Raw genomic sequence first — 21,530 nt, 5'->3', positions numbered from 1 at the left:
CTCCGTTGCGGAAAAAGTTGAATGAAACCAGCCTTTATAAAAAAGAATTTGTTGTGGAATGATGTATGGAAAATAAAAATGGATAAATCTATTATAATTACAGTAGCCGTTATCACATATAATCCTGTTTGGGAGAAATTTCGTAATACATTAAGGTCTATTATTTGGCAAAAAAATGTAAGTTTTGAAATTGTTATTGCGGATGATGGTTCAGAAAATAATTGCCTTGATAAGGTTGAAGAATTTTTTAAGGAACAAAATTTCTCTAATTACAGGCTTGTAAAGAATCCTGTGAATCAAGGTATTGTAAAAAATGTTCTTTCCGCTGTGAATATTGCTAGAGGTAAGTATATAAAGCTTATTTCACCAGGTGATTTTTTATATGATGAAAATACATTGGAAGAAGTTATTGGATTTGCAGAGAAAAATCCCGCAGCGTTATATTTTGGGAATATGTTCTATTACTCTATAGATGAAAATAAGAGTATAACAATTTATAAAGATAAAAAAAATCCGAGAGATTTACGCCCATGGAAAAATCATAACATGAAACAAATTAAGCGTAATTATCTTGTTGATTGTGATTATATATGCGGTGCAGTATCTATGTATAATACAAAAAAACTTTCTGAATATCTTAATAAAATTGCTCCATTTGTAATTTTTGCAGAGGATTGCTCTATGATTTATATGATAGCCAATAACGAACCTGTTTATTATATGAATATTCGGGGGGGGTATGGTATGAGTGCGGATCTGGAATATCAACACAAAAGAGTAATGAATGGAATTTGCGCATAGTAAATGACAATAAAAATTTGTTTGCACACTTACTTAATGAAAATTTAATAAAAAAATGGGTATATATTATTCATTTTTCAGAAAATAAATTACAGCGTAGATTATTACGCCTTATTCATAATCCATTGTCATATCTTAATAAGTTTTTACCTGAAAAAACAAAAGGCTATGAAGATATTGACTGTGATATAAATAAACTAAAAAAGATATTGCAATAGTATGGTTTGCCTTGTCTTTTTTAGACAAGGATAAATCATGATTGTAACAGAAGAGATAATTAATAGTGATTTTAATAAATTAAAAAAATCAGCAAGAAATGCATTAGAAAAAAATGATTTAAAGTTTGCAGCCTTGTGTATGCAAAAAGCTGCTACTTTAATGTATAACTCCAATCTTATTTATGCAGATGCGGAATTAGAAGAAGATATGCATATTTTAGAAAAGAAAATTTTTACTGATAAAATAAATTTTATAAAAAAATCAGATAAAAAAAGAATTGTATTTTATGATTATTTTGTTTTAGATAATCGAGGTCTTACAGAACAGTATTTGAATTCTTTTTTTGAATCTGAATATGAAGTCCTTTTTATAGGATGTTATAAAGGTGAAAAATCTACTGAGATTTATAGAAAATTAAAAAAATATAATTTTAGAACAGAAATTATTATTGAAAAGAATATAATTAAGAAAACGAAAAGAATTGAAAAAACTATAGAAGAGTTTAAACCAGAGATTATTCTTGCACATACAGCCCCATTTGATGTAGCGAGTCTTGTTGCAATTGCTCATTTTCAAGGAAAATGCAAACGATACTTGAGTAATATAACGGATCATGCGTTTTGGCTTGGAACAACAATATTCGATTTTTTTATTGAATTTAGAAATTATGGTTACAACATTTCGAAAAAGTATAGAGGAATTTCAGAAAATAAATTGCTTTTGCTTCCATATTATCCAATCATAAACAGAGAAATAAACTTTGATGGTTTTAATTTTGATACGACAGGAAAGAAACTTATTTTCTCAGGTGGAAGTATTTATAAAATTCAAGGAAGTCCAGTTTTTTTAGAAATTGTAAAATATATACTTGAGAATCATTCGGATACAATTTTTCTTTTTTTAGGAAATGGAGATTTTTCTTATCTTGAAAATTTTGTAAAAGAGAATAGCCTTCAAGGACGATTTTTTTATAGCAAGGAAAGAAAAGATATTTATGAAGTCTTTAAGCATTGTACATTGTATTTGAATACCTATCCAATGCTTGGTGGGCTAATGACGCAATATGCTTGTATTGCGGGAAAGCTTCCAGTCACATTAAATACAAATGGTTTGCATCATTGCAATAATGTAGATGAACTTCTTTTAGGAAAAACTGATATAAGTATTCAATATAAATCTAAAGAAGATTGCGAAAGAATAATAGATTATTACCTTAATAATCCTAATGAGTTAGAATCTATTTCTAGGAAAATAAAATCAGAAATTATAAGTGCTGATGAATTTAGAAAATATCTTTTTGGATTTTTTGAAGGAAAAAATGATAGCCCTATAGAAAAAAAATATTATGATATTGATGTAAAAGAATGGGCAGACGGTTATTTGAAAAGATTTAATGAAAATAAGTGTATTTCGTATTATAAGCAGTTTACCTGTAAAAGTATAAAAATAGGAATAATTTTTTTTAAATATTTTATTAAGAGTATATTTTTATAATTGGTGGTATGGTTATATAGTTATTTAAAGGAGCTATAAATCTTAAAAGAATAACGACTTTAGTGAGAAATTATGACAATAAAGTTGCAACAGATAGCAGAATCTGTGATTTGAGCCATTTAGGAAGCGGAATTGATTCTGAGAATTTCGCTTCAAGCTATAAAAAATACAGACAGCCTGGAGTTGGAGTTCATCCGGGCGATATAGGAATGCACAGAATCGCAAAAAATATTTTGTGCGTTCTTTCTGAATAAAATAAAACAACAAATAACATTTCTGTAATTTTCTCATTTTCTAGGAAAAATAATGCTTTTAGCTATTTTAAAACTCAAAATTTTCCGCAAACTGTTTCGCCTGCGGAACAGGCACAATCTTGTGTGCGTTGTGAATATGTGCGACATGAACCGTGTTCAGGTTGGAAGAAAATCTTACGGAACAATCAGCGTGATAGATTTTTCTCCTGCTGACACAAAACTTATTATCGGAAATTACTGCTCGATTGCCGGCGGAACAACTTTCCTTTTGGGCGGCGAGCATAATCTTGACACAATCTCGACTTATCCGTTCAAGGTGCGGCTTTTTGGAGAAAAGCGCGAGGCTGGAAGCAAGGGAAACATTGTTATAAAAGACGATGTCTGGATTGGTCAGAATGCGATAATTTGCTCTGGCGTTACAGTCGGACAGGGAGCTGTTGTTGCAGCCGGTGCTGTGGTCACAAAAGATGTCGAGCCTTATGCAATAGTCGGGGGAAATCCTGCAAGGCTCATAAAGTACAGGCTGGATGAAAATCTTCGTAAAAAACTTGAAAAAATTGACGTCGCCGCCTTGTTCGATAAATTCACGAAAGAAGATATGCCGGTCGTTTATGAAAAGCTTGATGAAGAAATACTCGGTGAATTTTTGAAGAAATAGCTGATAACTTATTAATAATAACCAACCTTTTATTGGAGAATTTTAATGTCAAATAACAAACCTCGTATAATCGCCTTTTATCTTCCGCAGTTTCATCCTGTTCCTGAGAATGATGAATGGTGGGGCAAGGGCTTTACTGAATGGACTAATGTTGCAAAAGCTAAAAAATATTTTCATGGGCATTATCAGCCGAGAATTCCTGCTGACTTGGGCTTCTATGATTTGCGCGTTCCAGAGACACGAGAGGCGCAGGCTCAGCTTGCGAGAGATGCCGGAATCGAAGGTTTTTGCTATTGGCATTACTGGTTTGATGAAAATCATCAGCTTTTAGAGCGGCCTTTTAATGAAGTTTTAAAAAACGGAAAGCCTGATTTTCCGTTCTGCCTTGCTTGGGCAAATGAAAGCTGGTATGCGAAACTTTGGGATAAAGATGTAAGAAAAGATAAGCTTCTGATTGAGCAAAAATATGATGGAATTGCCCAGTATACAAAACATTTTTATGATGTTCTTCCAGCCTTTAAAGATGAAAGATATATAAAGCAAGACGGCAAGCCTGTCTTTGTAATTTATAAGCCGTTAGCTTCGCCTGAAATTTCAGTTTTTATAAAAACTTGGCGGGAACTGGCGAAAAAAAACGGACTTGAAGGAATTTATTTTGTCGGACACTGCATAAATGACAGAAAAAATATCAGCAAATATTTTGAGCTTGATTTAGATGCTGTTAATACTTGCTGTATGAATGATTACACTTCAAAAAGAAACTTTTTCGGAAAAACTTTTTATTACGTTTATAGGCATTTATTCAAAAAGCCTTTTGTTATTCCTTATAAAAAAGTAAGCAAGATGTTTTTTGATAAAAATACAGATGAAAATGAAAAAGTCTGCCCTTCAATTATAACAGGCTGGGATCACACTCCGCGCAGCGCAAAAAATGGAACTGTTTTCACTAAAGAAACTCCAGAACAATTTGCGGATCATGCTAAGGCTGTGCTAGAAAACACAAAAGGAAAATTTATATTTGTAAAAAGCTGGAATGAATGGGCGGAAGGAAACTATCTTGAGCCGGACTTGAAATTTGGACGCAAATATCTTGATGCGCTAAGAGAGGCAGTCAGCAGTCAGCAGTCAGCAGTCAGCAGTCAGCAGTCAGCAGTCGATTATGTAGCAAGAATTAGGTTTGTCAAGTACCAGTTTGTAAAAACTGGAGAAATCAGGCGGTGTGCCTGATGTTGTATATTTTTTATAACGAGATAGATAAAAATGAATGCGCAAAACTTGTACTAGAAGAAATAAATAATCCATATGTAACATTAATCCCAGCTGGGAAAAATATTTGGAGCTATAAAAATACATTTTCTAGATTTCTACTTCATATGGGATTTTGCCTACATTTTCCTTTTAAATATAATTTCAATCATAACTTTATTTCAATTGTAAAACAAATAAAAAAAAGTGATTCTATTTTAATATTTGCCGGTGGTTTCGGTATTTCCCCATGTCTTAGTTTTCCGTTTTTAAAATTCTGCAATGCTCAAAAAAAATATCTCTGGCTTTGGGATTCTGTTCTTTCGAAAACTGATTTAAGATTTCTTAAATACCTGAAAAAGTATTATGAAGTTTTTACATTTGATGCTTTTGATGCAGAAAAATATGGACTAACCTATAAAAATACTGTTGCTCATTTTCCTTTTGTCAGCATGAGTGCGCATGAAGAAAAATTAGAATCGGATATTTATTTTGTAGGAAAAGATAGAGGCAGATATGATAAGCTCAACAAATTATTTGAGATTTTCTCTAAGCTGGGCATAGTTTGCGATTTTAATATTCTCCGTGATGAAACTAGCCCTCAAAAAGAAAAGACTCTGAAATTTTCTGAAAGAAGAATTCCGCAATATGAAAATTATGGCAGGCTAAATAAAAGCCGTTCCGTTTTAGATATTCCAGTTGCTGGACAGCATGGGCTTACTCAAAGAACTTTGGAGTCTCTGTTTTTAAGGCGTAAAGTAATAACAACCAATGAATGGATAAAAAAAGAAAAATTATATAGTGAAGAAAATGTTTATATTATTACGGATGAGAATTTAAATGATATACAGGAATTTCTATCAGCCTCTTTCAGAAAAACTGATTTATCTGATTATAAAATTGATAATTGGATAAGAGCATTTATTGTTGAACGGGGGGGGTAAAATATAGCACTTTGCATATAATTTCTAATGATGTCAGGAGTATTGCCTGATGTCTTGGGAATTAGATGTTTCAATCATAATCGTAAACTACAATACAAAAGAGCTGACAAGAAACTGCCTGAAATCAGTTTTCGACAAGACAAACGGAATTTCATTTGAGGTTATTGTCTCAGACAACGGCAGCAATGACGGCTCTGTTGAAATGATAAAATCCGAATTTCCGCAAGTTGTTCTTATAGAAAACAATGCGAACCTGGGATTCGGGGCGGCAAACAACCGTGGATTAAAAATTGCAAAAGGAAAATACATTTTATATCTGAACAGCGATACCGTCCTGTTAAACAATGCTGTAAAGATTTTCTTTGACTATTGGGAAAATTCTCCTGAAAAAGAAAAAATTGGAGCTTTGGGTTGTGTTCTTCAAGATGATAAAGGAAATGTGATTCATTCAGGCGGTGATTTTCCGACTTATAAGAAAGAAATTTTTAGGCTTATAAAAGAAAATGTTGCGATTTCTGTAAATTCTTTACTTTCTTTTTTCCATATAAAACAGATTCATAAGAAAAAGAATAGACTTTTAAATGCCGTTTCTGAATCTGTTGACTATGTTACAGGTGCTGATTTATTTGTCCGCAATAACAGCTTTGCAGAATTTGATGAGAGATTCTTTTTATATTTTGAAGAAACTGATTTGCAGTTCAAAATGAATAAAAATAGTTTAAAACGGATTTTAATATCAGATCCTAAAACAATTCACCTTGAAGGAAAGTCAAATAAGATAAAAATGAAATCATTAGATAGGTATATTTCTTTTTCATCAGCTCAGATTCTTTTTTCAAGAATTCTATATTTTAAGAAAAATAATCATAAGAAAATTTGGCTGTTTATAATTTTTATTTTGGAACAGTTATATCTATTCCATTTTTTCTATAAAACAAAAAATATGCGTAAAAAATTATGGTCGTTATATGTCAGCTAAAATTGTCTTACTGATTTTTTTTGCCTCATTTTTATCTGTTGGTTTGGATTTTACAAAAGTCCATAGAAAATACAAAGAATATATCTTTAATATTTTTTGTATTGTTTTAATTTTGTTCTCTTCAACAAAAAGTCCAGAAACTTGCTATGACACAAATAATTATGTGCTTTTTTATAATTCAGTGCCAAGTATAGGTAATTTTGTTCCATATATATTAGGGTATGAGCCTGGCTGGGAGTTGCTTTGCATTTTTTTTAATGCTCTTGGATTAAATTATCATTTTTATTTTTTCTTTCTTTCAACAGTCTCAATTTTAATTTACAGATTTATAATATTGAAGAACTGTAAAAATATTTTTATTTCTCTTTTTACATACATATCATGTTTTTATTTTTTGAATGAAATTATAGTTTTGCGTCATGGATTAGCATCTTCATTGATTTTATTGGAAATTTATTATTTGTCAAAAAATCAGAAAAAACGAGCATTGCTTTGTGTTTTATTGGCATTTTCCTTTCATACAGTTGGAATTTTTGGCTTGCTACCGTTTTTTGTAAAGAATGAAAAGATTTCATATAGATTGTTTATTCTGATTCCATTGGCTTTTTTTATAAATGATAAAGTTTTTATAAAGTTTCTGGGAAGTTTGGGAGATTTGTCTGCAAACAATGTTTTATCAATGGTTTCAGTAAAAGTTAATAATTATTTGGAAAAGGAACATTCAGCAGGTGGGATAAAGACTGTAATTATTTATTCAATTTCTTTTTTAATGACTTTTATAGTTTTATTTAATCATAAAAAACAAAATCCTTTTTTACGTGAAACATCCCTTTATATGATTTTATCTGCTTATTTTATGATTGCTTTTTCTGCAATTGCCTCTTTTGGAAGAATCAATCAGTTATTCTTAATAAGTAATATTCCGCAGTCATCTTTTTATCTTGAAGAATATAAAAAGAAAAAAACGGAGTTCATCATTATTCCAATTTTTATAGCAGTGAATTTTTATATTTTTTTTAGACAAAACTTTATGAATAGCGGAGGTAATATTTTTCATTAATTATGGACGAAAGAGTTATTTTTTTAAGAAAAAAAATCGATGGTGAAAATTCGATAGAAGGATATGCTCAAAGAGTCGCAGAGGCAACAGGAGCGATTATAAAAGTTTGCCCCTGTCATTCAACAACAATAAGAGGAATGTTGAAAAATATAAAATTTGCAAAAAAAGAGCAGGGAAAAATAAATCATATAGCTGCGCAGACTGAAAGTTATCTTGTTCCATTTTTACGGAATAAATCAATTGTTACTTTTCATGATTTAGGAACTTTGTATTCTTCAAGAAATTTTTTATATAAAATCTTGAAAACATTAATTTATATAAAAACGGCAGAATTTTTTTCTAATGTGATTTCATTTGTTTCAAATCAGACTTTGTATGAATTTAAAAAACAAAGTTGGAAAAAAAATATAAATCTAAAAGTAATTTACAATTCGTATGATGAAAGACTGGTTCCTAATGATATTTCAGAAAAAGAGACAAAACCTGTCATATTGCAAATAGGAACAGGAGCACGAAAGAATCTTGAATCGACAATAAAAGCAATGCGTGGCATAAATGCGAAACTTCTTGTTATAGGAAAACTGACAGAACTTCAAATTTCACTATTAAAAGAAAACGATGTTGATTTTGAAAATGAGTTTGATGTGTCTTATGAAGAAATTGTTAATTGCTATAACCGTGCAAAGATTGTAGCATTCCCAACTTTTTATGAAGGTTTTGGACTTCCGATTATTGAAGCAAATGCTATGTGTAAGCCTGTTGTTTCCAGTGAACTTCAGATAATCAGGGAGGTCGGAAATGATTCTGTTTTTTATATAAATCCGAATGATATAGCTTCAATAAAAAACTCATTTGAAAAACTTCTTTTTGATAAAAATACCTATAACAATTTTGTTTCAAAAGGTACAGAAAATGCAAAACGTTTTTCTCCAGTTACTATTTATGAACAATATAGAGAACTTTACAGGAGCTTAGAAAATGGATAATAAAATCCCTAAAATAATTCATTACTGCTGGTTCGGAAAAAATCCTCTCCCGGAATTAGCTCAGAAGTGCATTGCTTCTTGGAAAAAGTATCTTCCTGACTATGAAATAAAGGAATGGAATGAAGAAAACTATGATGTCAGAAAAATTCCATACACAGCACAGGCCTATGATGCGAAAAAGTACGCTTTTGTTAGTGACTATGCACGCTTTGATATTTTGTATCAATATGGCGGATTGTATTTTGATACAGATGTTGAAGTAATAAAGCCGCTTGATGAAATCTTAAAACGCGGAGCGTTTGCTGGCGTTGAGAGTGCAGGCGCTCTCGCCGCCGGACTTGGGCTAGCAAGTCCGGCGGCGACTCCTATCTACAAAGAAATTCTTGATTCGTACAAAAATAGTTCTTTTATAAAAAATAATGGCTCGATGGATTTAACGACCGTTGTTGATAGAGTTTCTGATATTTTTCATGTGCATGGTTTTATTGCTAAGAACGAAATTCAAGAAATTGCTGGAATTACAGTTTATCCATCTGAATATTTCTGTCCTATAAATCCATCGACAGGTGAATTAAAAATAACTGAAAATACATATACGATTCATCATTATGCTGCAACTTGGACAATTCCATTGCGGAAAAAATATATGTCATTGAGGAATTCCCTTTCTAAAAAAATTGGAATCAAAATTGTAAAGATAATTCTTCTTCCTATGCAATTTGTCTGTGTTGTTAAGGAGATTGGGGTAAGAGCTACAATTCAAAAAAAATTAAGACGAAAATAAACTGAAAAAAAATCTTAATAATTGTTTCTGAATATCTTGATTTTAGTTTCTTAAAAAATATTTATTTCAATTTAAAAATCTTTTACATAACATTCTTCTCAAAATGAGGCAAAATATGGATAAAAATAATTTGTATCAACGTAAAATCCTTTTCGTTTCAAATACCGCAAATTTTCAAAAATTCAATCTTCCGTTTATGCACTGGTGTTCAAATCAGGGCTGGCAGGTGGATTATGCTTGTCCGAATGACGAGCCTGTAAAGGACTGCGATAATTATTTTGACGTTGAGATTTCTCGTTCTCCGTTTTCATTGAAAAATCTAAAGGCCATTATAACTTTAAAAAATATTCTAAAAAACGGAAACTATAATATTCTGCATTGTCATACACCGATGGGAGCTGTTGTTGCGCGGCTTGCTGGAAAGAGTTTCAGAAAAAATGGCTTGAAGATTATCTATACTGCGCACGGATTCCATTTTTACAAAGGCGCACCAATCTTGAACTGGATTATGTTTTATCCTGTTGAAAAATGGCTCTCAAAATATACAGATGTCCTTGTCTGCATAAATGAGGAAGATTATGAGCTTGCAATGCGGAAGAAATTCAAGGCGAAAAAAATAGTAAAAATCGACGGAGTAGGCGTGAATCTTGAAAAATATAATCCGCTGTCATTGTAGCCTATTTAAAAGAAAAGTTTGGAGAAAATATGGAAGATAAACATGTTGAACAAGAAAAAAACGTGCTTCGTTCAAAATACAAATACGATTCCCGCGATTTCATAATCCTCTACATTGCGGAGTTCATTCCCCGGAAAGACCACGAATTTTTCATAAAAAATATTCCTGAGCTGAAAAGGCGGATTCCGAACCTGAAAGTCATAATGCCAGGACGAGGCGTTCAGCTGAAAGAAATGAAAATTCTTGCCGTGAATCTTGAGGTTGACGACATTATCTGGTTTCCCGGCTACAGAAAAGACATAAATCTGCTCTGTGCGTTTTCCGACCTTTACGTTACGACAAGCCGGCAGGAAGGGCTTCCAATCAGCGTGATTGAGGCGATGGCGAGCGGAGTTCCGGTTGTGGCAAGCAATATCCGCGGCCAGACTGACGCTGTTGTTCCCGGACGAAACGGAGAACTTTACCAGCTGGGAAATGACGCTGACTTTGTGGAAAAAATCCTGAAACTCTACAAAAATCCAGAGCTTAGAGCAGAGATGCGGAAGAATAATATAGAAGATTCTGCAAAATATTCGGTTGACATCGCGGTAAAGAAGATGGCGGAGATTTATGGGGAGTGTGTGAAAGAATAAGTCAATTTTACTTTTTTCAGTATAAATAATTTATAATACTTTTTTTATTCAGCCCTAGGTGTTTCATTTTGCCTAGGGCTTTTTTTTTTGCTCAACAAGTTGCACAATATAATGCATTTTTCATTTGACAAAAGTTTTGAAAATTCATATATCTATTTCAAATGACAAAGGATTTGACAACAGGAAGCCCTATGCGGCTGATTTTAGGATTTTCGGTTCCAGTTTTCTTTGGATATTTGTTCCAGCAGTTCTACAATCTTGCGGACACGGTGATTGTAGGCAAATTCCTTGGTGTTTCCGCGCTGGCTTCGGTTGGCTCTACGGGGGCGGTCTGCTTTCTGATTATCGGAGGCTGCATGGGAATCTGCAACGGCTTTGCTATTCCAGTTTCGCAGAAATTCGGGGCAAGGGACTATGATTCCATGCGCAATTTTATTGCAGGGGGAGTCAAGCTTACTGCTGCAATTGCCGTTCTTGTTACGACTGTTACGGTTGTTTTCTGCAAGCCTCTTCTTGTTCTTATGAAAACCCCAGCGGACATCTTTGACGGCTCTTACGGCTATCTTGTTATAATCCTTGCGGGAATTCCTGCTTCTCTTGCTTACAATCTGCTTGCGGCTGTAATCCGCTCCCTTGGGGACAGCAAGACTCCTCTTATTTTTCTTGTTGTTTCTTCTGTGCTGAACATTGCCCTGGACTTGTTTTTTATCCTTGCGATGAATTCCGGAGTGGAAGGAGCTGCTCTTGCGACTGTTATTTCCCAGGCGGTCTCAAGTGTTGCATGCTTTTTTTATATTCTTAAAAATTATCCGATTCTTCATCTTTCCAAGGAAGACTGGAAGATAAACAGCCATCACGTGTATGTTCTTCTTTCCATGGGGCTTCCTATGGGATTGCAGTATTCTATTACCGCAATTGGAAGTGTTGTCCTCCAGACTGCCGTAAACAGCCTTGGCTCTGTGGCGGTTGCTTCTGTAGCGGCGGCAAGCAAGATTGCGATGTTCTTTTGCTGTCCGTTCGATGCCATGGGAACAACTATGGCGACTTATGGCGGACAAAACACCGGCGCGCACAAGTTTTCTCGTCTTAATCCCGGAATCTTCAGCTGCTCGTTCCTCGGACTTGTCTATGCGCTTCTTGCGTTTGGCATTATGCTTGTTTTCGGGCGGAATTTGGGGCTTCTGTTCATTGATTCAGGCAATGAGGAAATCCTTGGCAATATCTACAAATTCCTTGTGATTAACAGCGCGTTTTACTTTCCTCTTGCCCTTGTGAATATTGTGCGCTTTATGATTCAGGGAATGGGATTCAGCCAGCTTGCGGTTTTCGCAGGTCTTTTTGAGCTTGCCGGGCGTGGTGTGTTCGGGCTTGTTTTTGTGCCTGTGTTCGGCTACACTGCCGCCTGCTTTGCTTCTCCTGCCGCTTGGATTCTTGCAGACAGTTTTCTTATTCCTGCCTACTTTATCTGCAAAAAACGCCTTGAACGCTAGATTTTTCCAAGAGATTGTCAGATTCTCCCCGGCAATGACAGCTGTTTTCTGGAAATTTAAATATTCCTGAGGAATATGGCGAATTCTTTGGGAATATTTAATATTCTTGTAATTTTATTCATTTTCTTCAGGAATATGTATAAATATTGAAGAATGCTGTATATTCTTCTGGAATATTAAATTTTCTTGAGGAGTATACAATATTCTTGAGAATTTTGCATAAAAATTGAAGAATAGAAGATATTCTTGGCGAATATGCAGTATTCCAGAGCTTTTATTCATTTTCCTGCATAAAATTCTTTTTTTCTGCATAAAATCATCATTTCCTTTTGCTTTTCCTTTCATTCTTTGGTATTTTACTATCATTATCGGGCTTGACCCGATAATCTTGTGTCAAAAGGGATTGCCCGATCAAGTCAGGCAATGACAGGTAGCAAGGTACGACAATATCAAGTAGCAATGTCTCTTTCTTAAAAATACCTAAACTCAAGCCTAAAAAAGCCGATGAATAATTGAGAGTGCCGTTTGCGGCTTTTCAGTTAGAAAAAAGAGGTTTTCCTATGAGATTCAAGAGGCTGGCTCTGCTGTTCATCGTTGTCTGTGCGGCTTTCTGCGCGAATGCAGTTTCTGTCGCTTTTCAGATTGTCCAGCACGGGGATTCGGAAATTAGAAGTTCTTCCTACGTTATTGAGGAAGGCTTGTTTGACTTTTTCTTCGGAAAGGGAATCATAATTTCAAATTCTCCGGCCATTGCTTCTGACAGCGTGGAAAATGACGCTTCTTTTTTTGAAAAGTCCAGACAGGAGGCTTGGGAAGGCGGCGTTGATTATTTTGTAGAGCTTACAGCGGATTTCAGCTCTTCAAATTCGACGAATCCTGACGCTGACCTTCTTGCGAATCTCTCAAGCCTTTCGTATAAAGTTCTGAATGTCGGCTCTGGGGCGGTTCTGGGGAGCGGAAAAAAAGTTCCTCCTGCTTCAAGCCAGTTCAAGGACAAGCGCAAGGGACTTTCCGATTTTGCTTTTGGAATAGCAGACGATATATATAAAATCATCCGTAGGTAGGGGACGTATGAAAAAGTTTTTATCTGGAATTTTATTTTTGTTGATTTCCGTTTTCATTTTTGCCGACTCAAGCGCATCGATTGAAGGCGTGATTGAAGTTGCCGGCAAGGATGAGCTTCCGGCCGGATATTTTGGAAAAGCTGCCGGTTATCTTCCGGGAGACAGCGTTTCAATTACAAATCCGAACACTGGAATCACTTTGCAGATTCTGAACCTTGGCACTTTGGACGCTTCAGGCGGAATTGCCATTCTTATTTCAGAAGAGTCTGCGAAAAGCCTTGGAATAGAGCGGAATTCAGGTGTAAAGGTAAAGCTTGCCCCTCGCTCAGGATATTTTGACGAGACAGTTTCAGGAAATGCGGTTCTTGATGAAAAAACTTTGCCAGCTGAAAAAGAAGAGACTGAGGAAACTCCGTCTGCGCCTGCTGTTCAAGCCGAGCCAGAAGTTGCCAGTCAGCCTGCTGAAACTGCCGCTGTTGCCGCGGAAGTTACTCCTGTTGCGGTTGCTGGTGTTCCTTTGATTGCGGACACGGAAGACAACGGCGAGGAAGAAAATGCTGAGGTCGCGGCTGTAGAAGATGAAAATTCTGCGGAAGAAGAAATTCCTGCGGAAGAAGAAATTCCTGCGGAAGAAAGTAATTCTGAAAATGAAGATGATTTTTCAGATGTGGAAAAACTTGCTGCAGAGCCAGTTGAAGAAGCCGCCGCGGACGAAGAGCCTTCCGTTGAATCAGCTGAAGAAGAAACAGAGCCTGTAGTTGTTGAAGCTCCGGCTCCAATAGAAGAATGCGAAGTTCCACAAGACGATGAAGAGTCTTCTGCGGAAAATGTTTCAGAAGAACCTTACGAAGACTATGAAAGCATAGAAGACGGATTCCTTGAGTCAAAAGAAGCAGTTGAGCAGCCGTCTCCTGCGGAAGAAAGTGAAGCGGAAGCTGTTACGGTTGAAGAGCCAGCTCCAATCGAAGAGGAAACAGAAGATTCGCCAGAAGAAGAAAATGCGGAGCCTGTGATTGTTGAAGAGCCTCAGCCAGAGAAAGAGGCGGAAGCTCCTGCGGAAGATGAAATTGAAGAAGAAGCCATAACTGTAGAAGAGCCTTCTCCAATTGAAGATGATTCTGCTGCGGAAGAAAAACAAGCGGAAGAAGTTTCAGAGCCAGATGAGGTTGTGGAAGAACCTGCTGCAGAGCCTGAAGCTCAAGTTGAACCAGAGATTCAATCTAGCGAAGAAACTGAAAGCAGTGATTATGCTCCGATTATTCTTGTTCCTTCCGAGCCGGAATCTCCAGAGCCTTCTGCAGTTGCTTCGGAAGATGAGCCGATTGAAATTGTACCAGTTGAATCTGTTCCAGAAGAAAAAAAATCAGAACCTGAACCTTTGCAGACTGAATATCCTGTAAATATTCAGAATCACGTGGTTTCTTCTGAAAGTGCGCTTGAAAAAAACTGTTACTATATTCAGATTGCGACAATGGGAAACATTAAGAATATTGAGAATCTTCTTGTTAAGTATTCAAAATATCCTGTTTCGCTTATTCCTGCTGGAAAAAATTACCGTGTTCTTGTCGGACCTCTTTCTGTGGACGAATACGGCGCGGTTCTTGCAAAGTTCAAGGATGCAGGATTCAAGGACGCATTTGTCAGAAAAAGATAATTTGTTTTGCAAATAAAATAAAGGCGGAAGTCCCGTTTGTGGATTTTCCGCTTTTTTTGTTTTAAATAAAAAAAATGTTTGCTTTCTTAAAAAAGGTGATATATAATAAAGTCAACTCGTGTTGATAACTTGTATAAAAAATTGGAGGTTTTATGAAGATTTTTGGAAAATGCGTTAGAGCGGCAGTTGTTTGTGCTTCAGTTCTTTCACTTGCGGCCTGCGGAATTTCTACAAAAAACCGCGGTTCAGCAAACATAACAGTTCTTCCTGTTGAAAATATTGCTGATGATTTTGTTATGGGCGTTGATGTTTCGTCCATGATTTCCGTGGAAAATGCCGGCGGTGTTTTTTACGATGCGAACGGAAAAAAGGCTGATTTGCTTGAGCTTTTGAAAATGGGCGGCGCGAATTGCGTTAGAATCCGTGTGTGGAACAATCCTTTTGATGCGAACGGAAACGGCTACGGCGGCGGAAACAACGATATTGAAACTGCTGTAAAAATCGGAAAAAGAGCAACTGATGCAGGTCTTGGCGTTTTAATTGATTTTCATTATTCGGATTTCTGGGCTGACCCGAACAAGCAGTCAGTTCCAAAAGCCTGGAAAAACATGACATTCGATGAAAAAGAAGCCGCGTTGTCAAAATTTACAACTGAAAGCTTGGAAAAACTAAAGTCTGCCGGCGTAAAAGTTACAATGGTTCAGGTTGGAAACGAAATCAACAATGGAATGTGCGGTGAAATGTACGATGACAAAGTTTTGGCTTTGGTTGGAGCCGGATGCAAGGCTGTAAGAAACTTTGACAAAAACATTCAGATTGTTGTTCATTACACAGATCCGCTTTCTGAAGGATATTTGGAAAAAAGGGCGGGGCTGCTTGAAAAATTCAATGTTGACTACGACATTTTTGCAACTTCATATTATCCTTTCTGGCACGGAGAAGCCGGAAAACTTTCTGTCACTTTGAAAAAACTTTCGAATATTTACAACAAAAAAGTTATGGTCGCGGAAACTTCATATCCGTTTACAAATGATGACGGCGACGGATTCGGAAACGTTGTGTCTGGAATGTCTTCGGAGCAGGAATTTGACTATCCGTTCTCTGTTGAAGGCCAGGCTGTCGCAGTCAGGGATGTAATTTCGGCTGTTGCTTCTGTAAAAAAAGGCGTTGGCGTTTTCTATTGGGAGCCTGCATGGATTCCTGTTTGCCATTATAAGCCTGAAGCACCGGATGCACAGTCTGTTCTTGAAGGAAATTTTAAGGCATGGGAAAAATACGGCTGCGGCTGGGCTTCTTCTTATGCTGCTGAATACGACAAGGAAGTTCGCTCTGCAAGAAACGGCGGCACTTGGGACAATCAGGCTTTCTTTGACTTTGACGGAAAATGCCTTGATTCAATCAATGTGTTCAAATATGCGCGCACAGGTTCAAAAGGCAAGCTGAATGTAATCCGCGTGGAAAATCCTCGTGTTGAATTCGCCTACGGAAAGCAGGAAGAATTGCCGAAAACTGTAAAAGTTGTTTACAATGACGGTTCTGTAAAAGACGAGCCTGTTGAATGGGACGCAGCTGCCGCAAAAGCTGTAACTGGAAAGCCTGACTTTGGCGAATACAAAATTCCTGGCAAGCTTAAAAAAGGCGGAAAGGCTGAATGCACTGTAAATGTTACCGCAAGCAATTTCCTTGTAAACGGAAGCTTTGAAAGCGGCGACCTTACTGGCTGGACTGTTGAAAATCCGCTTGGAAAAGGAACTCCAAAAATTGACAAGAACAACCAGAATGCAAAAGAAGGCGTCTGCTACTTTACCGCATGGGAAAAAGACAATTTTGAATTCACGGTTTCCCAGACTGTAAAAGAATTTTCAGCCGGAAAATACAAGTGCTTTGCGCATTTTGAGGGAACTGGAATAAAAAATCCTAGCGGAACAGTTTTCAAGGCTGTTGTTCAGAAAAAAGACGGAGGCAAAAAAGAATTCACTTGCGATGTTACAATTCCAAACACTTGGAAAAAATTCTTTAAAGCGGAGCTTCCTGTAATCGAGCTTGACGATTCAACTGAGTCAATAACTGTCGGCGCGCTCATAAAAGCTGAATTTGACGCTGCTTCGGGTGCTAACGGCGCTTGGCTTGTAATGGACGACGTTAACTTGCTCCTTGTTGAATAATAAAAAAAGCCTTGCTATAATCAGACCATGCTTGGATTTATTACACTTTTGATTTGCCTTGGAGAGGTTGTTTTTCCTACGTTTATGCTTTGCCTTGTTTATCCTTTCAGCAGGAAAGCAGCCCTCTTTTGGTCTGATTACATAACTTGCCGGTGTGCAAGAGTTGTTTTTGCAATTTTAAAATTGTATAGAAAATTTCAGTTTCTTGGCGACAAGGAAAATTTGAAATTACTTCCAGAACAGTTTGTTGTGATTTCCAACCACCAAAGCCTTTTTGACATCGTTGTTTATCTAAAGTATTTCGGCGGAAAAAAAGCGCGGTTTGTCGCAAAAGACACTCTTGGCTCTGTTCCGATGGTCGGAAAAATGCTGAAAACTCAAGGACACTGCATGATTCCCCGCCACGGAAGCCCTTCTGTTGCAATGTCTTCCATAGATAGCTTTGCCTCCCGGGTTTTGCAAAAAAAGCAGATTCCTGTAATTTTCCCGGAAGGAACAAGAACCCGCGACGGAAATGTTGGCCAGTTTTATGCGGCTGGATTCAGACGGCTGGTTGAAAGCACTAAGCTTCCTGTCGCAGTTTGCGCTCTTGACGGCGGCTGGCAGATTTCAAGGCTCAATTCTCTTTTTAGGAATCTTCACAAAGGCTCGTACCGCGTAAAAGTTCTAAAGGTTTATCCTTTCCCTGAAACAAAAGAAGAGGAAAAGCGAATCCTTGAAGAATCCCGGGAGCTTATAAAAAATCAGCTTGAAGAATGGAGAAAACTTCCAGTTGCTTCTTCAGTTGTGTAATTTTGAGTTTTTTCAGTGATTTTATGCTGAAAATTTGGATATTTGTAGTTTTATTTTGCTTAGAATTGCTGTTCTGTTCTTGACACACGAATGTTAAATTGTGTATATTTCTAGAACATATAAAGAAATCTGTGGTTGTTTCTAAGGTTCATCCATTTTGAATCGCCGCTGTTTCTTTCAAATAAAAAAAAGCTTTCGGTTTTATGGAAAGCTGCAAATCTACTATGGAGGAAGACGATGGCCGGAGCCAGTAAGAACTCTCGTACAACTGTTGCAACACAGAAATTTATTTGCCCAGATTGCGGCGGTGAAATTGTAATGAAGACTTTTTTTGAGAACGGAAAACTCAAGAATCTTGCAGAATGCCAGAAATGCAAACGCATTGAGCGCAGACCTAAAGATTTTAAATAAAAATCAAAGCCGTAAACGGTATTTTCATAGGAATTTATTCGGAGGTATCCTGTGTCAGTAAAGAAAACATCTGCAGAAAAAAGACACGCACAGAGCGAAGTTCGCAGAATGCGCAACAAGGCAGTTAAGTCTAGAGTACATACAAGCTTGAAGAAATACATGGAAGCTATCCTTAAAAAGGATCAGCCTCTTGCTCAGGAAAAACTCAAGGTTCTTCATTCAGAGCTTGACAATGCATACCGCAAGGGTGTAATAAAACTCAATGCCTGCGCACGCAAAAAGAGCCGCATGGCTGTTCTTTACAATGTAACTTTTGCAGCTGCAAAATAAACTTTGAAGGATGTTGTTAAAAAACAGCATCCTTTTGTTTGTGGTATTGGAATGTCTTCAAAAAAAGTTACAAAAAACGATTTGCTGGAAGCTGTTTATCAAAATACAAAATACGAAAAGCTTGCAGTTCAGACCATCATGGAAAATCTTTTTGATCAGATGAAGGAAGTTCTAAAAGATGGTAATACAATTGAATTGCGCGGTTTTGGAACGTTTGAGGCGCGGCTTCGCAAAGGAAGGCAAAATGCCCGCAATCCAAAAACAGGACAGCAGCTTTCTGTTGCTCCTCATTATGTTGTCGCTTTCCGTTCTGGTCAGGAATTAAAAAAAGCTTTATGGGATTTGCCTGTGAGCGAAGTTTCCAATGAACAGAATTAAAATCTTTTCCATTTTTAAGATTCAAGAGGTGTGCTGATGTCAGGATTTTCCGCTGGAAATTTAACAGTATTTGGACAAGAGACTGAATTCGACGGTGTGTTGGAATTTTCAGACAATCTTGTTATTACTGGCAAATTTCATGGAACAATAAACGCATCTGGCAATCTTGAAATTGAAAAAACTGCGGTTTGCGATGTTGACAAAATGAGCGCAAATTCAATTGTTGTTTCAGGAAAAATAACTGGAGATATAGAAGCAAAAGACCGTATAGAACTTTGTGATGGAAGCAAGGTTCACGGAGATTTAAAAGCTGCAAGGCTTCGTATTTCTGACGGAGTGGAATTTGAAGGAAAAATTTCCATGATTGATGAAATTCCTGCCTCTGATATTTTTTCTGTTGCTTCGGAAGAATATAAAAATTCACTTATTATGCAGTCAAATGAAGCTAGATAATTTTCAAAATTAATTTTTATTGACAAAAGTGCAGTAGTAAGATTAAAATAAAACTGTTTATTAGTAATTTTATTTCTTTTATTTTTCCGAAAATTTATCAAAAATGCCCTTTTGCTGGGTTTTTTATAAAATATGCTGGAAGTTTTTATTCTGGCTTTTTTGAAATTAAAAATCATAAAAATTATTGCAGTTCTTGCATATAAAAACGACATGCCATTTCTTTTGGGATGCCTATTTTGGAGTAATCTATGGCAATTATAAAACGCCGTAATTCAGATGAAGCAGCGGAAATTCAGACAGAAGAAACCGCAAGCCAGTTGGAAGGAAATGAAAATCCTGAATCTACAGAATCAGACGAGGCAAAAAATCCTCCTAAAGTAAGAAGACGTCGGATAGTGAAAAAATCATCTGAACAAGAAGAATCATCGGAAAATTCAGAGCAGCCTTCTTCTGAACCGCAGGAAAATGATTCTGTTGCAGCTGAATCTTCTTCAGAGCCGCAAACTCAATCACACCATGAAGTTTCAGAATCGAATTCAGATTCAGCGCATGAAGAGCATTATGTGCCTCGCCAGCGTTATGACAATAGAAGATGGAACGGCAACAACCGCTACGGAAACCGCCGCTACAACAATAACCGTTATAACAACACAAACTATGAGAAAAATCTTCAGGCTAGGCTAGAGGCTGTTCAGGCTGCCCAGAAAATTGAAAATCCAGAGGAATATGAATCAAAGCCGCGTCTTTTGATTAATGACCTTACAAAAAAAAGTATGCCGGAACTTAGAGAGCTTGGCGTTCAGTACGGAATTTCTGCTGATGAAATGGCTCCTATGAAAAAGCAGGATTTGATTTTTTCTATTTTACGCGCGCATACGGAACACGGCGGAATTATTTTTGCTTCCGGTGCTTTGGAAATTCTTCCTGACGGCTATGGCTTTCTTAGAAGTCCGCAGAACTCTTATCTTCCTGGACCTGATGACATTTATATTTCGCCAAGCCAAATCCGCTTGTTCAACTTGAAAACTGGCGACACGATTTACGGCCAGACAAGAAGTCCAAAAGAAGGCGAAAAATTCTTTGCGCTTTTACGCATTGAAACTGTGAATTTTGAAGATCCTTATGTTGCGCAGACTCGTGTTCCTTTTGAAAACCTTACGCCGCTTTATCCTAACGAAAAACTTCGGCTTGAAACAGTTTCAACAGAACTTAGCACACGCATTGTTGATCTTTTTGTTCCGATTGGAAAAGGCCAGCGTCTTTTGATTGTTGCTCCTCCAAAGGCCGGAAAAACAACGCTGATGCAGAAAATTGCAAATGCCATAACTGTAAATAATCCGGAAGTTTACTTGATTGTACTTCTTATTGACGAGCGTCCGGAAGAAGTTACGGAAATGGAGCGTTCTATTCATGCGGAAGTTATTTCTTCAACTTTTGATGAGCAGGCGACTCGCCATGTTCAGGTTGCTGAAATGGTTTTGGAAAAAGCAAAACGCCTTGTTGAGCATAAGCGCGATGTTGTCATTTTCCTTGATTCTATAACTCGTCTTGCCCGCGCATACAACCAGACTGTTCCGACTTCTGGAAAAGTTCTTTCCGGCGGTGTTGATTCGAATGCGCTTCATAAGCCAAAGAGATTTTTTGGCGCGGCTAGAAATGTGGAAGAGGGCGGTTCTCTTACAATAATTTCAACTTCGCTCATTGAAACTGGAAGTCGCATGGATGAAGTTATTTTTGAAGAGTTCAAGGGAACTGGCAACAGCGAAATCGATCTTGACAGAAAACTTGCTGAGCGCAGATTGTTTCCGGCAATTAACATTAAAAAATCAGGCACAAGAAAAGAAGAGCTTTTGCTTTCTGAAGCTGAACTTCAGCGTATGTGGATTCTTCGCAAAGTTCTTAATCCTATGGATGATGCCGATATGCTTGAGCTTATCCGCGACAAGATGCGGAAGACAAAGGACAATGAAGCTTTCCTTGCGTCAATGAATCCGGGCGGTTTGTCTGAAGAATAAAAAAAGCACGGTTTTATAAAGATGTTTTTGTGCAATTTTGGCACTT

General features: G+C 36.7%; 23 protein-coding genes. 22 read left to right on the top strand and 1 reads right to left on the bottom strand.

Annotation, left to right across the window (positions count from 1 at the left end; translation table 11 throughout):
- The first annotated feature begins 21 nt into the window (after window positions 1–21).
- The 13 genes from Q0H92_RS05595 (at window position 22) to Q0H92_RS05535 (ending at window position 12,222) form a co-directional block, all read left to right on the top strand.
- On the top strand, window positions 22–801 hold the full coding sequence (locus tag Q0H92_RS05595) for a glycosyltransferase family 2 protein (RefSeq protein ID WP_296012780.1): 780 nt from the start codon (window positions 22–24) through the stop codon (window positions 799–801).
- Between the two features lie 255 nt (window positions 802–1,056).
- Window positions 1,057–2,514, top strand: a complete 1,458-nt coding sequence (locus Q0H92_RS05590) for a hypothetical protein (protein WP_296012778.1) — start codon at window positions 1,057–1,059, stop codon at window positions 2,512–2,514.
- Between the two features lie 62 nt (window positions 2,515–2,576).
- Window positions 2,577–2,768 carry a hypothetical protein gene (locus Q0H92_RS05585; protein WP_296012777.1) on the top strand — a complete coding sequence of 64 codons (192 nt, stop codon included), beginning with the start codon at window positions 2,577–2,579 and terminating at the stop codon, window positions 2,766–2,768.
- A 52-nt stretch (window positions 2,769–2,820) separates the two neighbouring features.
- Complete coding sequence (locus tag Q0H92_RS05580) at window positions 2,821–3,426, top strand: CatB-related O-acetyltransferase (protein WP_296012775.1); 606 nt, start codon at window positions 2,821–2,823, stop codon at window positions 3,424–3,426.
- Window positions 3,427–3,471: 45 nt separating this feature from the next.
- Window positions 3,472–4,653 carry a glycoside hydrolase family 99-like domain-containing protein gene (locus tag Q0H92_RS05575; protein ID WP_296012773.1) on the top strand — a complete coding sequence of 394 codons (1,182 nt, stop codon included), beginning with the start codon at window positions 3,472–3,474 and terminating at the stop codon, window positions 4,651–4,653.
- Window positions 4,653–5,615: a hypothetical protein gene (locus Q0H92_RS05570; protein WP_296012770.1), complete on the top strand. Its 963-nt coding sequence runs from the start codon at window positions 4,653–4,655 to the stop codon at window positions 5,613–5,615. Before Q0H92_RS05575 ends, Q0H92_RS05570 begins: the two co-directional genes overlap by 1 nt.
- A gap of 49 nt (window positions 5,616–5,664) precedes the next feature.
- Complete coding sequence (locus tag Q0H92_RS05565) at window positions 5,665–6,594, top strand: glycosyltransferase family 2 protein (protein WP_296012768.1); 930 nt, start codon at window positions 5,665–5,667, stop codon at window positions 6,592–6,594.
- Window positions 6,584–7,654 (top strand): EpsG family protein, encoded by a 1,071-nt coding sequence (locus Q0H92_RS05560; RefSeq protein WP_296012767.1) that lies wholly within the window; start codon window positions 6,584–6,586, stop codon window positions 7,652–7,654. Before Q0H92_RS05565 ends, Q0H92_RS05560 begins: the two co-directional genes overlap by 11 nt.
- A 2-nt stretch (window positions 7,655–7,656) precedes the next feature.
- Window positions 7,657–8,640, top strand: coding sequence for a glycosyltransferase (locus Q0H92_RS05555; protein WP_296012762.1), 984 nt, complete (start codon window positions 7,657–7,659; stop codon window positions 8,638–8,640).
- A complete protein-coding gene (locus tag Q0H92_RS05550) occupies window positions 8,633–9,424 on the top strand; it encodes a glycosyltransferase (RefSeq protein ID WP_296012760.1) in 792 nt (263 codons plus the stop codon). Before Q0H92_RS05555 ends, Q0H92_RS05550 begins: the two co-directional genes overlap by 8 nt.
- Before the next feature lie 115 nt (window positions 9,425–9,539).
- On the top strand, window positions 9,540–10,100 hold the full coding sequence (locus Q0H92_RS05545; protein ID WP_296012758.1) for a glycosyltransferase: 561 nt from the start codon (window positions 9,540–9,542) through the stop codon (window positions 10,098–10,100).
- Window positions 10,101–10,129: 29 nt separating this feature from the next.
- Window positions 10,130–10,732: a glycosyltransferase family 4 protein gene (locus Q0H92_RS05540; protein ID WP_296012755.1), complete on the top strand. Its 603-nt coding sequence runs from the start codon at window positions 10,130–10,132 to the stop codon at window positions 10,730–10,732.
- 191 nt (window positions 10,733–10,923) lie between these two features.
- Complete coding sequence (locus Q0H92_RS05535; protein WP_296012753.1) at window positions 10,924–12,222, top strand: MATE family efflux transporter; 1,299 nt, start codon at window positions 10,924–10,926, stop codon at window positions 12,220–12,222.
- A 114-nt stretch (window positions 12,223–12,336) separates the two neighbouring features.
- Here Q0H92_RS05535 and Q0H92_RS05530 read toward each other — a convergent pair whose 3' ends face one another.
- Window positions 12,337–12,567 carry a hypothetical protein gene (locus Q0H92_RS05530; RefSeq protein ID WP_296012751.1) on the bottom strand — a complete coding sequence of 77 codons (231 nt, stop codon included), beginning with the start codon at window positions 12,565–12,567 and terminating at the stop codon, window positions 12,337–12,339.
- A gap of 215 nt (window positions 12,568–12,782) precedes the next feature.
- On the opposite strand from Q0H92_RS05530, the gene Q0H92_RS05525 reads away from it, so the two are divergent.
- The 9 genes from Q0H92_RS05525 (at window position 12,783) to rho (ending at window position 21,484) form a co-directional block, all read left to right on the top strand.
- Entirely contained in the window at window positions 12,783–13,286 is a 504-nt protein-coding gene (locus tag Q0H92_RS05525; RefSeq protein ID WP_296012749.1) for a hypothetical protein, read from the top strand.
- A 7-nt stretch (window positions 13,287–13,293) separates the two neighbouring features.
- A complete protein-coding gene (locus Q0H92_RS05520; protein ID WP_296012747.1) occupies window positions 13,294–14,940 on the top strand; it encodes an SPOR domain-containing protein in 1,647 nt (548 codons plus the stop codon).
- Between the two features lie 152 nt (window positions 14,941–15,092).
- Window positions 15,093–17,105 (top strand): glycosyl hydrolase 53 family protein, encoded by a 2,013-nt coding sequence (locus Q0H92_RS05515; protein WP_296012745.1) that lies wholly within the window; start codon window positions 15,093–15,095, stop codon window positions 17,103–17,105.
- Between the two features lie 27 nt (window positions 17,106–17,132).
- Window positions 17,133–17,897, top strand: coding sequence for a lysophospholipid acyltransferase family protein (locus Q0H92_RS05510; RefSeq protein ID WP_296012743.1), 765 nt, complete (start codon window positions 17,133–17,135; stop codon window positions 17,895–17,897).
- Window positions 17,898–18,134: 237 nt separating this feature from the next.
- The gene (locus tag Q0H92_RS05505; protein WP_013701598.1) at window positions 18,135–18,308 is read left to right on the top strand and encodes a hypothetical protein; all 174 of its coding nucleotides are present in this window, start codon (window positions 18,135–18,137) and stop codon (window positions 18,306–18,308) included.
- Between the two features lie 51 nt (window positions 18,309–18,359).
- Entirely contained in the window at window positions 18,360–18,638 is a 279-nt protein-coding gene (gene rpsT, locus Q0H92_RS05500; protein ID WP_013701597.1) for a 30S ribosomal protein S20, read from the top strand.
- A gap of 51 nt (window positions 18,639–18,689) precedes the next feature.
- On the top strand, window positions 18,690–19,016 hold the full coding sequence (locus Q0H92_RS05495; protein ID WP_013701596.1) for an HU family DNA-binding protein: 327 nt from the start codon (window positions 18,690–18,692) through the stop codon (window positions 19,014–19,016).
- Window positions 19,017–19,052: 36 nt separating this feature from the next.
- Window positions 19,053–19,469, top strand: a complete 417-nt coding sequence (locus Q0H92_RS05490) for a polymer-forming cytoskeletal protein (protein WP_295796277.1) — start codon at window positions 19,053–19,055, stop codon at window positions 19,467–19,469.
- Window positions 19,470–19,717: 248 nt separating this feature from the next.
- On the top strand, window positions 19,718–21,484 hold the full coding sequence (rho, locus tag Q0H92_RS05485) for a transcription termination factor Rho (protein ID WP_296012739.1): 1,767 nt from the start codon (window positions 19,718–19,720) through the stop codon (window positions 21,482–21,484).
- Window positions 21,485–21,530: the final 46 nt, after the last annotated feature.

This window comes from uncultured Treponema sp., from assembly GCF_934725225.1.
Lineage (GTDB): Bacteria > Spirochaetota > Spirochaetia > Treponematales > Treponemataceae > Treponema_D.
Note: the sequence above shows the minus strand (reverse complement) of the source record. Positions and strands in the feature narration are given on the sequence as shown.

Coding starts and splice junctions, on each gene's coding strand:
- Q0H92_RS05595 (WP_296012780.1), top strand. CDS start 22: ATGAAACCAGCCTTTATAAAAAAGAATTTGTTGTGGAATGATGTATGG.
- Q0H92_RS05590 (WP_296012778.1), top strand. CDS start 1,057: ATGATTGTAACAGAAGAGATAATTAATAGTGATTTTAATAAATTAAAA.
- Q0H92_RS05580 (WP_296012775.1), top strand. CDS start 2,821: ATGCTTTTAGCTATTTTAAAACTCAAAATTTTCCGCAAACTGTTTCGC.
- Q0H92_RS05575 (WP_296012773.1), top strand. CDS start 3,472: ATGTCAAATAACAAACCTCGTATAATCGCCTTTTATCTTCCGCAGTTT.
- Q0H92_RS05570 (WP_296012770.1), top strand. CDS start 4,653: ATGTTGTATATTTTTTATAACGAGATAGATAAAAATGAATGCGCAAAA.
- Q0H92_RS05565 (WP_296012768.1), top strand. CDS start 5,665: ATGTCTTGGGAATTAGATGTTTCAATCATAATCGTAAACTACAATACA.
- Q0H92_RS05560 (WP_296012767.1), top strand. CDS start 6,584: ATGTCAGCTAAAATTGTCTTACTGATTTTTTTTGCCTCATTTTTATCT.
- Q0H92_RS05555 (WP_296012762.1), top strand. CDS start 7,657: ATGGACGAAAGAGTTATTTTTTTAAGAAAAAAAATCGATGGTGAAAAT.
- Q0H92_RS05550 (WP_296012760.1), top strand. CDS start 8,633: ATGGATAATAAAATCCCTAAAATAATTCATTACTGCTGGTTCGGAAAA.
- Q0H92_RS05545 (WP_296012758.1), top strand. CDS start 9,540: ATGGATAAAAATAATTTGTATCAACGTAAAATCCTTTTCGTTTCAAAT.
- Q0H92_RS05540 (WP_296012755.1), top strand. CDS start 10,130: ATGGAAGATAAACATGTTGAACAAGAAAAAAACGTGCTTCGTTCAAAA.
- Q0H92_RS05535 (WP_296012753.1), top strand. CDS start 10,924: ATGCGGCTGATTTTAGGATTTTCGGTTCCAGTTTTCTTTGGATATTTG.
- Q0H92_RS05530 (WP_296012751.1), bottom strand. CDS start 12,567: ATGAAAGGAAAAGCAAAAGGAAATGATGATTTTATGCAGAAAAAAAGA.
- Q0H92_RS05525 (WP_296012749.1), top strand. CDS start 12,783: ATGAGATTCAAGAGGCTGGCTCTGCTGTTCATCGTTGTCTGTGCGGCT.
- Q0H92_RS05520 (WP_296012747.1), top strand. CDS start 13,294: ATGAAAAAGTTTTTATCTGGAATTTTATTTTTGTTGATTTCCGTTTTC.
- Q0H92_RS05515 (WP_296012745.1), top strand. CDS start 15,093: ATGAAGATTTTTGGAAAATGCGTTAGAGCGGCAGTTGTTTGTGCTTCA.
- Q0H92_RS05510 (WP_296012743.1), top strand. CDS start 17,133: ATGCTTGGATTTATTACACTTTTGATTTGCCTTGGAGAGGTTGTTTTT.
- Q0H92_RS05505 (WP_013701598.1), top strand. CDS start 18,135: ATGGCCGGAGCCAGTAAGAACTCTCGTACAACTGTTGCAACACAGAAA.
- Q0H92_RS05495 (WP_013701596.1), top strand. CDS start 18,690: ATGTCTTCAAAAAAAGTTACAAAAAACGATTTGCTGGAAGCTGTTTAT.
- Q0H92_RS05490 (WP_295796277.1), top strand. CDS start 19,053: ATGTCAGGATTTTCCGCTGGAAATTTAACAGTATTTGGACAAGAGACT.
- rho (WP_296012739.1), top strand. CDS start 19,718: ATGGCAATTATAAAACGCCGTAATTCAGATGAAGCAGCGGAAATTCAG.